Origin of the sequence: Azovibrio sp., assembly GCF_049658005.1 — a bacterium.
GTDB lineage: Bacteria > Pseudomonadota > Gammaproteobacteria > Burkholderiales > Rhodocyclaceae > Azovibrio.
This window is the reverse complement of record NZ_JBASOH010000131.1, coordinates 1-11,492: the sequence shown is the minus strand read 5'-3', so window position 1 is coordinate 11,492 and position 11,492 is coordinate 1. Positions and strand designations below refer to the sequence as shown.

Genomic DNA, 11,492 nt, shown 5'->3' with positions numbered 1-11,492 from the left:
TCTCGCCTTCGGCCTTGGGCTGGATCAGCGTATCCATCGAAATCGACTGGCCCTCGTTGTAGACCATGCCGTCCAGCAGGTAGCCAAAATCCGGCTGATGCACCCCGAGCAGATTCATCACCGCAGCACTGGTGACGCCGATCTTCTTGCCAATGACCTTCTCACCCTTCTCCAGGCGGCGGGCAAGCATGCGCTGCTGAATGTGGTAAGCATCCTCGATGCTGATGTCGAGACCCCGGCTGGTGAGGGGGTCGAGGGTCTGGCGCTGGGTCAGTGCCGTGTATAGTTCGTCGCCCAAGGCGATGATGGTTTTCTCGTCCAGTGCCATGCCAATTTCCTTGTCATTGGCCTCGGGCGTCCGGTTCGGCGAGGCAATCGCCGAACCGCCGCACGAAGCGCGATCTGTGTCCAGTGTATCCAATGTATCCAATTTGGGCCCGGTGGCCGCACCGGCCGAAGGCGCAAAACAGGGGGCCCGCTCGATCAATCCCGGCTGCCGGCAGGATGGGCCAGGGGATCACCTGGCCGTCACCGCCGGGCAGCAGCGGCACCGCAGCACCGCAACCCAGGCCATGCGGCTTGATGGCGATGCCGCGCTCACCATACCGCCGTGCGGCCGGTTCCGGGGTGGGTGCTGATGGCCATGACGGGCCTCAGAGCTTGATGCAGACGTTCTTGAGTTCGGTATAGAACTCGAGGGAATGCACGCCGCCTTCACGCCCGATGCCGGACTGCTTGGAGCCGCCGAAGGGCGTACGCAGGTCGCGCAGGAACCAGCTGTTGACCCAGGCCAGCCCCACTTCCATCCGCTGGGCGACCCGGTGCGCGCGGGAAACGTCCCGGGTCCAGATCGCGGTGGCGAGGCCGTACTGGTTGTCGTTGGCCTTCTGCAGCACTTCTTCTTCCGTGTCGAAGGGAGCGATGTGGCAGCAGGGGCCAAAGATTTCTTCCTTGATGACCCGCGCGGTTTCCGGCAGGCCGGTCCAGATGGTGGGCTGGATCCAGCAACCGTCCTTCAACTCGCCGGGCATGTCGGGCACGCCGCCGCCGGTGACCACCGTGGCCCCCTCCTCCACCGCGAGCTGATAGTAGGACAGCACCTTGGCCTGGTGCTCCTTGCTGATCAGCGGCCCCATGCCGGTTTCCTTGTCTTCGGGCACGCCGATCTTCATCTGCTCGGCACCGGCCTTCAAGGCGGCCACGAACTTCTCGAAGATGGGGCGTTCCACATACACCCGCTCGGTGCCCAGGCAGACCTGGCCGCAATTGACGAAGCAAGAACGCAGGGTGCCTTCGATGGCCGCGTCGAAATCGGCATCGGCAAATATGATCGCCGCGTTTTTGCCGCCCATTTCCAGGGAAACCGGGCGGGAGCCGATGGCGGCGGCCTTGCTGATGATTTCGCCGGTGCGGGTTTCGCCGGTGAAGGTGATGGCATCCACATGGGGATGGGTGGTCAGGAATTCGCCGGCGGAATCGGGGCCAAAGCCATGCACCACGTTATATACGCCCTTGGGAATCCCGACCTTGTTCATCACTTCGCCCAGCAGGACGGCGGTGCGGGGGGTTTCCTCGGAGGGCTTGACCACCACGGTGTTGCCGCAGGCCAGGGCCGGACCGACTTTCCAGGTCATCAGCAGCAGGGGCAGGTTCCAGGGGCAGATCACACCGATCACGCCCACCGGACGACGATAGCCGTAGTTGATGGCGGTGCGGCCGTCAGGGGTGGGGGTTTCAAAGAATTCGGTCGGCACATTCTTGACCATGTCGGCGAACACCTTGAAGTTCGCGGCGCCACGGGGAATGTCGATATGGGCGGCCAGGCTGCGGGGCTTGCCCGTGTCGGCACACTCGGCCTCCAGGAATTCCTCGAAGCGGTTGTTGATTTCCGCCACCAGGGCTTCCAGCAGTTCGACCCGCCCGGGCAGCGGCATGGAACCCCAGGGGCCTTGCAGGGCGGCGCGGGCGGCGGCCACGGCGGCATCCACTTCGGCCTTGCCGGCTTCGGCGACCTGGCCGATCACGGCGTTCGTGGTAGGGGTGCGGTTTTCGAACCACTTGTCGGTAGCGACGAATTCGCCGTTGATGAAGTTCAGTATCTTGTTGGCTAGCATCTTTCCATCCTTATCTATGTCATCCATGTTGATCTGTGCTGCTGTTGCTGTGTCTTCTTCAGGCGATCCCGATGGCCGCCAGTCCGGCCCGGGCACATTCCACATCTTCGGCTTCGGAAGCACCGGAGACCCCGATGCCGCCGATCCAGTCGTCCCCCATCCGGATCGGCAGCCCGCCGCCAAACACGATCAGGCGGGGTTGGCTGGTAAAGCCCAGTTTCATGCCTTCGTCGTGGCCGATGGCTCCCATCCAGTCCTTGGTGGGAAAGCCGAAACTGGCCGAGGTATAGGCCTTGTCGATGGCCAGGTCGATGGAGTGGATGAAGGCGCCGGGCATGCGCAGGAAAGCCATCAGGTTGCCGCCGCGATCGACCACGGCCACATTGATCTTCCAGCCCTGGGTTTCGGCATGGCGCACCGCGGCTTGCACCGCGGCATGCGCCGCCTCCCAGGTGATGCCGGGAACGGGAGAGAGAACCTGCATGGCTCAGGTCAGCACGGTCAGGAAGGTGTCGTTGAGGACACGGTCGTGATAAAAAATGCCGCGCCCGACTTCATTCTGGCTCCATTTGATCGGCTTGCCGTCCGGATAGCATTGGTAGCCCCCGCTGAAGGTCTCGAAACGGTTGCCGGAAGGATCAAAGGCGTAGATGGTCGTGCCCCGGGTAACCCCGTGGCGGGTTGGGCCGATATCGATGGCAACCCGGTTCATCGACATCAGGTCGGCGGCACGCAGCACCTTCTCCCAACTTTCGAGCAGGAAGGAAACATGGTGCAGCTTGCCCGGTTCCGGATGGCGGACGAAGGCAATGTCGTGCGCCTTGATCGAGGTCGATAGCCAGATGCCCAGATCTCCCGATCCATCCTCCAGTTCGATGTGCTCGACCAGATAAAAGCCAAGCACATCCTGCAAGATGGCCTGGGCCTTTTCGATATCGGGCCCGTAGCAGAGCAGATGATCGAAACGGACGGGCGCGATGCCATGCTCCGCGGCTGGAATCCAGGCCTCCGGATTGACATAGGGCTGGCCGTTACCGACGTCGGTCTTTTCGGCGTAGAGCTCGAAGACATGGCCGGTGGGCAGCAGGAAGCGGACTCGTTCGCCGGTCTCCAGCATTTCCCCGGCCGGAATGCGTTCGGTGCTGACGCCATAAGCATTGAGGTCGGCTTCGAGTTTATCGAGCGTAGCCGGGCTATCGACCTTGAAGCCGAAAAAATCGAGGCCGGCCGTATCCGCCTGGCGGATCAGCACGCTATTGTGGTCTCGCTCATCCCAGGCCTTGAAGTAGACCCGGCCCTGCTGATCCCGTCCGGTTTCGACCAGACCCAGGACGTTTTTATAAAAATTGATCCCTTCTTCCAGATCCAGCACACGCAACACCACATGCCCCGGACGTAATACACCTGTCATTGCCATGATTCATGTCTCCTCTTTTGTAGTTGCACGAAGTTGCCACTCGAAGTTGCCAGTTACGGTTGCTGCCTTCTGCCTTGCCTTTGGACTACTTTCGGGCAAGGCAGTAAAACACGGCCCCAGACTGCACGGCATCAAGCTGCGGCCGGCACGCGGGGCCGGAACACGCTTTTTTCCATCTTGCCCACTACCCGGAGGGTCACGTCGCTACGGGGATACACCCGGCAGGCCAGCACCACGCCTGCTGCTTCTTCCCCGGCACTGATGTGCTCACGGCTCATGGGCCGACTGGCGTAATCCCCGGACAGCATCTCCACCTTGCAGATACCGCAGCCACCGCCGCAGCAGCCGACCGGGATGCCTTTGCGGCCCAGCCTGGCCATGCCGGAGAGCAGGCTTTCCTGATCCTGACAGCGGTAGCTTTCGCCGGTTTCCCGGATCACGACCGTGTAATGTTTCCTCTGTTCCATCTCTCCTCCTCCCTTCCGCTCACCGCGATAGCGGCCTGTGGCGATAGCGGCCTGTAGTGATAGCGGCCTGTGGTGACAGCGAATATCGGTGATAGCGAATATCGAGATTTTCTTGTTTTACCGATATTATGACTGTAAAACCAGTCTCGCATCGAGTCAAACATTTTCTCGGGATTTTTTGCCTGGCGCGAAAAAAACCTTGCCGTAGAATGGCCGCCAGAAATTCAATCCACCCCCCCATGAACACACAGAGCGACAGCCTCCATCCCGAGCCCAAGACCCTGGCTGAAGCGGCCTATCTGCAACTGCGCCGGGACATCATTTCCGGCAAGCGCGCCCCCGGGGAAAAGCTGCGGGTCGAGCACCTGAAGGACGAATACAAGGTGGGCGCCGGCACCCTGCGCGAAGCGCTGGCCCTGCTGGTGGCGGATGCCCTGGTGGTGGCCCAGGGGCAGCGCGGTTTCCGGGTCGCACCGATTTCCCTGGCCGACATGGAAGACATCACCCGCACCCGGGCCCTGCTGGAAACCGAAGCGCTGCTTCAGTCCATTGCCAGGGGTGACGACGCCTGGGAAGGCCGGCTGGTGGCCGCCTTTCATCGGCTCTCGAAAGCTGAAGAACGGCTGGGTGGCCAGGCAACGGCAGAGGTGGAGGAATGGGATGAACGCAACCGGGAATTCCACGAAGCCCTGATCGATGCCAGCGGCTCCCGCTGGGTCAAGCACTTCCTGGCCGTGCTGTACCGGCAGTCGGAGCGCTACCGGCACCTCTCCATCACGACCCGTGCGATTCCCCGGGACCTGCATTCCGAGCACACGGCCATCGTCAAGGCCGCCCTGGCCCGGGATCAAGAACGGGCGTGCAGACTCCTGAACGAACATATCCTGCTCACCCTCCAGTCCATCCGCCAACTCCCTGCGGCGGCGCTGGCCTCCGCTGAATCCGGCGCCCGCAGCTAGCCCAGGCCGGCCCCGGCTTCCGTTCAAGCCCCTGCAACCTTGCCGGTCACTTCGAGGTCTGGCACGGCCTTGCCCAAACCCGGCCCTGCCGATTGCTTCTGCGCCTCTTCCCGCAACCCGTCCCCGGCCCCGGGGGCCTGGCCTTGCCGCCACCCCAGCAGGCCTTCCAGGGCCAGCATCAGTTCCGGTCGGGGGGGCAGCAGGCAGACGCCGGCTTGTTGCCTGCCCTGCGCCTCATCCACTTGCCAGCCGGGGCGGACCCCCCGCACGAACAGGTAGCAGGCGCCACCCAGGTGCCGGGCCGGGTCGTAGCCGGGCAGGCGGAAGGCCAGGAAGCGGTGCAGGGCCAGCAGGTACAGGCGGGCCTGGAGCCGGTAGCCGTGTTCGAGCATGGCCGAGTCCATGGCGGCAGGCCCGTAATCGCCGGGGCTCCAGCCCAGGTGATTGCTCTTCCAGTCGAGCACGTAATAGCGCCCCTCGTGGGCGAACACCAGGTCGATGTAGCCCTTGAGAAAGCCTTGCAGGGCCGGGAAGCCCAGGCGCGGCACCGCCTCCCCGTGGGCTGCGAGCAAAGTCTGCAGCCCCTGGGGGTCGAGGCGGCCCATGGGCAGGTGGAATTCCATTTCCACCTTGCGCCGGGACCAGTCCAGGCTGGCCAGTTGCAGGGGCGTGCGGCTGCCCGGCAGAGCCAGGGGGGTGTGCAGCACAGCGCTGAGCAGTTGCCCGAGCATGGCCTGATGTTCGGGCCGCAGGGCCGGATCGCCTGGGGGGTGGTGGTCCAGGGCGGCGGCAATGGCGGGGGCCCAGGTGTCGGGCTGGCTGAAATCCACATGCTCGAACAGATGATGAACGCAATCGCCGGCCCGGGCGCCACGGGGAAAATGCAGGCAATCCGTGGGCGCCACGCTCGCCGCGCCGGCGGGCGGTTCGCCGTCGGCCCCAGGCGGCACCCAAGGCACCTGGGCATCGTGGTCGCTGCCGTCATGATCGGGCAGGCGGGTGCCCCGCAGCAGGCTCGAGAAACTGTCGATGCGCCAGTTGGGGCGCAGGTGGCGCCGGGCTTCCCGGGCCTGGTAACGGCCGCTGGCGGTGGTTGCGGCCAGGACATGCCGGCCCGGCTCGGGCAGGGCTTCGGAGCACGCTTCGAGGCTGCGGATCAGGCCCTGCCAGGCCTCGTTCAGGGCAAGCGCATCGGGAAGTTTGCGGCCCTCCACCGTCAGCCATGCCTCGGGGCTCATATCCTGCCCCGCCACCAGCCAGTTGAGCAGGCTGCGGCTGCTTTCGGTGCGGCTCATGCCATTTTTGCCGGCTTTGCCGTAGGGGCCCCAGACCAGATAGCAGCGCTGCACGGGCCGGGTCAGGGCCACGTAGTACAGGCGCAGCAGTTCCGCCGCCTGTTCCAGCTTGGCCGCGGCCTTGCCCAGGGCCTCGCCTTCGGCCCGGTAATCGAGCACCAGGCGCTGATCCTGATCGTGGTAAGCCTGGCCGGGCAGGCCGTCGCCCTTGGGGTTGATGCCGCCCTCCCAGAGGAAGGGGCAGAACACCAGATCGTATTCCAGGCCCTTGGCCCTGTGGATGGTGACGATGTTGACCAGATCCTGGTCCGATTCCAGACGCAGCTGGGCCGCCTCGTCCGCTCCCGGCTCGCGCCGTTGGGCCGCAAACCAGTGCAGCAGCCGGCCGGGCTGGGCCAGCTCCGCTTCGGCCTGGTGCAGCAGTTCGGTCAGGTGCAAGTGATTGGTGAGGCGCCGCTCGCCGTCGGCCATGCCCAGCAGCCGGGCCGCAACATTCAGGCCTTCGCCCAGTTCGCCCAGGGCCACGGCGATGCCCCGGGCCTGCCAGCACTGCTGCCAGCGGCTGAAACGGGCGATCCATTCCCCCAGGGCGGCATCGTCCTCGCCCAGCACGGCGATGGCGGCGGCGTCGAGCCCCACCAGGGGCGTCGCCAGGGCGGCCTTGAGCAGGCCGGTACGGGCCGGTTCCAGGAGGGCCCGCAGCAGCCGTTCCAGATCCTCGGCTTCATTGCTGGAAAAGACACTGTCCTGGGCCATTTCGGCGGCGCGCAGCCCGACCCGGGCCAGGGCCTCCTGCATCAGCCGGCCCTGCTTGTGGGTGCGCACCAGCACCGCCACCCGGCCCGGACTCAGGGGCTGGCCTCCCAGGCTCACCAGGCCCTGACGGGCGGCGCCCAGCAGCCGGGCGATTTCCTCGGCGCTGGCGGCGGCGGCCTTATGCAGGGCTTCGGCCTTGCTCAGCAGGGTTTCATCGTCGCCGGGCAGTTGCCAGAAATGGAAGGGGCTGCGCGCCAGGCCGCTGGCGTCGGTGAAGGGTTTGAGGGGCTTTTCGCCGCGCCGGGCGGGAAGAAAATCCAGCTCGTCCAGCATGAAGGCGCGGGGATTGGCCCCGAACAGCCCGTTGATGCCGGCGATCACGCCTGCCGTGGAGCGCTGATTGGCGTCCAGATGATAGTGGGCAGCCGCTTTTTTCCGGGCCGCCAGATAGGTGTGCAGGTCGGCCTGGCGAAAGCTGTAGATGGCCTGCTTCGGGTCGCCCACCATGAATAACGGCTGTGCGCCGCTGCCGTAGATGGCCTGGAAAATGGCAAACTGCAGGGGGTCCGTGTCCTGGAATTCGTCGATCAAGGCCACCGGGAAGCGCTGCCGCAAGCTGGCGGCCAGGGTCTCGCCGCGCGGGCCGCTCAAGCTCCGGTACAGGTTCAGCAGCAGGTCGTCGAAATCGACCCGGTGCCGGGCCCGCTTGCGCTCGGCCACGGCGGCCGGGGCCCAGGCCAGGAAGCGCTGGTAGAGGGCCAGCCTATGGTTTTCCAGCAAGGCATCCAGATCGTCCCGGGCAGCGCAGTAACGCTCGGCCAGTTCGAAGAACCGATGGCTGGGGGGCGCCTTGCCGGCCCGGGTCTTCTTGCCCGTAAGCACGGACTGGCGGAAACAGGCGGCCTGTTCTCCCAGGGGGGCGAGGGGCTGGGCGGCGGCAAAGCAGGCCTCCCATTCCCGGGCGCCGCAGTCCAGATCGGCGGCCGTGAAATACTTGAGATCGGCCAGCCGGCTTTGCAGCAGAGCGATCACTTCTGCGTGCTGAGCCTGCCAGCAATGGGCGGCTTCCTGGTAGGCCTGTTCCATATCCGCAGTAGCGGGGGGAGGCAGGCCCTCCAGGCCGTCCGGCCAGAGGGCCGTCGCCAGGGGCTTTTTCAGGGCGCGGCGCAGCAGACTTTCCAGTTGGCCGGGATTGAAACCCCGGCCAGTCAGCCAGGCGATGAAGGCGGGCGCCAGCTCGCCGTGGGCGATATTGAGGCGCCAGAAGTCGGCCACCACTTCCCGGATCAGGTCGCTGCCATCCCCCAGTTCCAGGGCGAACGGCTGGCCGGCGGCAAAGGGGCTGTCCCCCAGGGCCCGCTGGCAGAAGCCGTGGATGGTGAAAATCGAGGCTTCGTCAAAAGCGGTCAGGGCCGCCTTGAGCCGGACTTGAATCAGGGGCCGCGCCAGGCCCTTGTCGTGTTCCAGGCTGGCGACGAAATGGGGAATGAACGGGTCTTGTGCTGCACTTTCATCTTCGAGCCAGGCCAGCACCTCCACCAGCCGGTCCCGCACCCGCTCGCGCAACTCGGCGGTGGCGGCATTGGTGAAGGTCACCACCAGCACCTGGTCGATGGACCGTTCCTGCTCCACCAGGAACCGCAGCACCAGGCCGCAAATGGCCCAGGTCTTGCCCGTGCCGGCCGAAGCCTCGATCAGGGCAATGCCCTCCAGGGGGCAGCGGTCAACATCCAGGGGCTGGCTGACTGTCATGAATCCATACTCGGGCAAGGCAGAAAGGAAAACGGCAAAGCAGTATAGGGGGATCCGACCATCCGGGTCACCCCTCCCTTGCCGGCCTGATCGCCGTGCCCGGCCTTGGCCCGCTCTTGCCGCCCTTGCCCGGCAGGCAGGACCGGGGCGCCGGTGCTAGCGGTCCAGCGTCAGATCTTCCTGGGAAAGCGGGTCTTCAATGGGTTCCAGGTGGGTCAGCACATGGGCGCGGGGCATGATCCGGCGGATGTCGGCCTCGATCCGTTCCACCTGATCATGGCCTTGCTGCACCTTCCAGTGCCCCGGCACCAGCACATGCACCGAGATGAAGACCCGTGACCCCGCCTGGCGGGTCAGCAGGGCATGAAAGCCGATGCCCTGCTGCTGATAGGCGGCCAGCACCGCTTCGATGGCCTGCTGCTGCTCCGGCGGCAGGGCCGCATCCATCAGGCCGGCGGCGGAGCGGCGCAGCAGTTGCACCCCGGTCCAGACGATGTTGGCGGCCACCAGCAGGGCCAGCGCCGGGTCCAGCCAGAGCCAGCCGGTCAGCGCCACGGCCCCGACCCCCAGGATCACGCCGCCCGAAGTCCATACATCGGTGAGCAGGTGATGGGCATCGGCCTCCAGGGTGATGGAATGATGCTGCCGCCCCGCCTTCAGCAGGATGCGCGCCGTGACCAGATTGATGATGGAGGCCACGACCGACACCAGCAGACCGATCCCCAGAGCCTCCAGCGGCCGGGGATGCAGCAGCCGGTCGATGCCGGCCCAGGCGATGCTGAGCGCCGCCACCAGAATCAGGAAGCCCTCGAACGCACTGGAAAAATACTCGGCCTTGCTGTGCCCGTAGGCATGTTTTGCATCGGCCGGCTGGGCGGCCAGATGCAGCATCGACAGGGCCATCACGGCCCCGGCCAGATTGACCAGGGATTCCATGGCGTCAGACAGCAGGCCCACGGAAGCCGTCAGCCACCAGGCCCAGGTTTTCAGGCCGATGGTGGCCAGGGCGGCGGCAATGGAAAGCCAGGCGTAGGGTTTGAGGTTGGTTTGCGTCGTCATGGATGCGCCTCTTCAGGCCGGGAGATTTCTGGATCGTCCAGATGCGTGAGCAAGGGCAGCAGCAGCCGGCGCGCCAGTTCAGCAAACGCCTCGCCCAGGGGTTCCGCCTCGCCGCGCAAGGCCAGGGACCACCAGGGGTCATCGCCCTCGCCCGCCCATTGCTGGACGCCCTGCCATTGCTGCATGGCCTTGCCCGCGCCGCCGGTCTGCAAAGCCCAGGCGGTTTTGGGATAAAAGGGCAGGGGCGCGCTCAGGCCGCTCCTGTAACTATACAGCAGTTCGGCCAGCAGCGGCAGCGGCTCGGCCACGGGGCAAAAGCGGAACACCTTGTCGCGCGCCACATGGGTGCTCTCCAGCGTCACACCCGTCGGAGCCAGGGCGTTCAGACACAGATGGTCGAGCCAGGCCCCGAGGTAATCGGCCACGCCGGCCCGGGCGCAGCGGTAGCGCAGCAGGCCGGCGGGGCCCCAGTGGGTCAGGACGCCGGACAGCCGGAGGCCGGCCACCTGCAGGTCGCAGGACAGCGGCGAATCGGCCAGCCCGGCCAGGCGGGGCTGGAGTTCCCGGACATAGGCCAGCAAGGCTTCCACTTCACCCAGGAGCAGGGCCTCGCCGATGGCGCCACTGGGCAGTTCGGGGCCGGAGCGGGCCAGTGCCAGCAGGGCTTCGCGCCCCGCCCCGGCAAGGGCGGCGGGCAACAGCCGGTCGGCGAGCCGGTAGCGCTCCAGGCCGTCCAGCAGCAAGGGTTCTTCGTCTTCCAGTTCCGCTTTTGTGCCCGGCAGGCTCAGGCCCAGGCGTTCGCGCAGCAGGGCCTTGGCCGGGTGGTGGAAGAAGGCCTGGAGCTGGGCCAGACGGATGCTGGCGAGGGGAACCGCCGCCAGGGGGGCGCTGAAAAAACGGGGCTGGCGGGCGGGGCGGGCGCCCGCGTCATCCTCATCCTCGTCCGCCGCCTTCCAGGCGGGGATTTCCGGCGGCACCTGGCGCTGCTGGTTCAGGGCGGCGGCGTAGCGGCCGTGATAGCTCACCCGCCGTTCATCTTTATCCTCCGACCCGGAAAAATACCGGGGCGAGAAGGCCTGGAGCGGATGGCCGAGGCGCAGGCGTTCGGGGGGCGCCCCCGTGGCGCGGCAGAGGCATTCGAGCAGTTCCGCCACCAGGATCGACGGCGGCAACGGCGAGTCGTCCCGCTGGCTGCGGCCGGTGTAGCTCAGGTAGAGGCCCTTCCGGGCGGCAAGGATCAGGTCGAGGAACAGATTGCGTTCGTCCTGACGGCGCTGCCGGTCTCCGGGCCGGGTTTCCAGGGGCGTCAGGTCGAATTCCAGAGGCCGCTCGGGACGGGGAAAGACCCCATCGTCAAGGCCCAGCAGGCAGATGAGCGGGTAGGGCAACTGGCGCAGGCTGGGCAAGGCGGTGAAGGTGATGCTGCCGGACGGCATGCCGCCCCGGGCCTGGGCTTCGAGCGCATCTTCCAGGGCGGCACGGGCGGCGGCGCAGGGAATCGGGGTCTTTGCCTCCCCTTCGGCCATGGCCTGGGCCAGGGGCCCCAGGGTGGCGAGCACGACGCGCAGGGCTTCGGCGTCTTCCGGCGCGGCCGGATGTTCGCCCAGCCAGAGGTCGAGCTGGGCCTGCCACAGCTCACGCCACCGGGCGGCCGGCTGGGGCCGGGCCAGGAC

7 protein-coding genes and 2 pseudogenes are annotated in these 11,492 nt (G+C 66.2%); 1 reads left to right on the top strand and 8 read right to left on the bottom strand.

Annotated features, from left to right (window positions below; genetic code table 11):
* The 5 genes and pseudogenes from WBH99_RS12675 to WBH99_RS12655 all read right to left on the bottom strand — a co-directional run.
* Positions 1-328, bottom strand: a pseudogene (locus WBH99_RS12675) (2-oxopent-4-enoate hydratase); the annotation flags it as partial.
* Positions 329-653: 325 nt separating this feature from the next.
* Complete coding sequence (locus tag WBH99_RS12670) at positions 654-2,114, bottom strand: 2-hydroxymuconic semialdehyde dehydrogenase (RefSeq protein WP_424220456.1); 1,461 nt, start codon at positions 2,112-2,114, stop codon at positions 654-656.
* 58 nt (positions 2,115-2,172) lie between these two features.
* The gene (locus WBH99_RS12665; protein ID WP_424220455.1) at positions 2,173-2,598 is read right to left on the bottom strand and encodes a GlcG/HbpS family heme-binding protein; all 426 of its coding nucleotides are present in this window, start codon (positions 2,596-2,598) and stop codon (positions 2,173-2,175) included.
* 3 nt (positions 2,599-2,601) lie between these two features.
* Complete coding sequence (locus tag WBH99_RS12660) at positions 2,602-3,531, bottom strand: catechol 2,3-dioxygenase (protein ID WP_424220454.1); 930 nt, start codon at positions 3,529-3,531, stop codon at positions 2,602-2,604.
* Positions 3,532-3,662: 131 nt separating this feature from the next.
* A complete protein-coding gene (locus WBH99_RS12655; protein WP_424220453.1) occupies positions 3,663-3,998 on the bottom strand; it encodes a 2Fe-2S iron-sulfur cluster-binding protein in 336 nt (111 codons plus the stop codon).
* Between the two features lie 239 nt (positions 3,999-4,237).
* On the opposite strand from WBH99_RS12655, the gene WBH99_RS12650 reads away from it, so the two are divergent.
* On the top strand, positions 4,238-4,957 hold the full coding sequence (locus WBH99_RS12650; protein WP_424220452.1) for an FCD domain-containing protein: 720 nt from the start codon (positions 4,238-4,240) through the stop codon (positions 4,955-4,957).
* Positions 4,958-4,980: 23 nt separating this feature from the next.
* Here the strand turns inward: WBH99_RS12650 and recB are convergent, their stop codons facing one another.
* The 3 genes and pseudogenes from recB to WBH99_RS12635 form a co-directional block, all read right to left on the bottom strand.
* Positions 4,981-8,760, bottom strand: coding sequence for an exodeoxyribonuclease V subunit beta (gene recB, locus WBH99_RS12645; RefSeq protein WP_424220451.1), 3,780 nt, complete (start codon positions 8,758-8,760; stop codon positions 4,981-4,983).
* 156 nt (positions 8,761-8,916) lie between these two features.
* Positions 8,917-9,819, bottom strand: coding sequence for a cation diffusion facilitator family transporter (locus WBH99_RS12640; protein WP_424220450.1), 903 nt, complete (start codon positions 9,817-9,819; stop codon positions 8,917-8,919).
* Positions 9,816-11,492, bottom strand: a pseudogene (locus WBH99_RS12635) (exodeoxyribonuclease V subunit gamma); the annotation flags it as partial. The gene WBH99_RS12640 and the pseudogene WBH99_RS12635, both read right to left, overlap by 4 nt.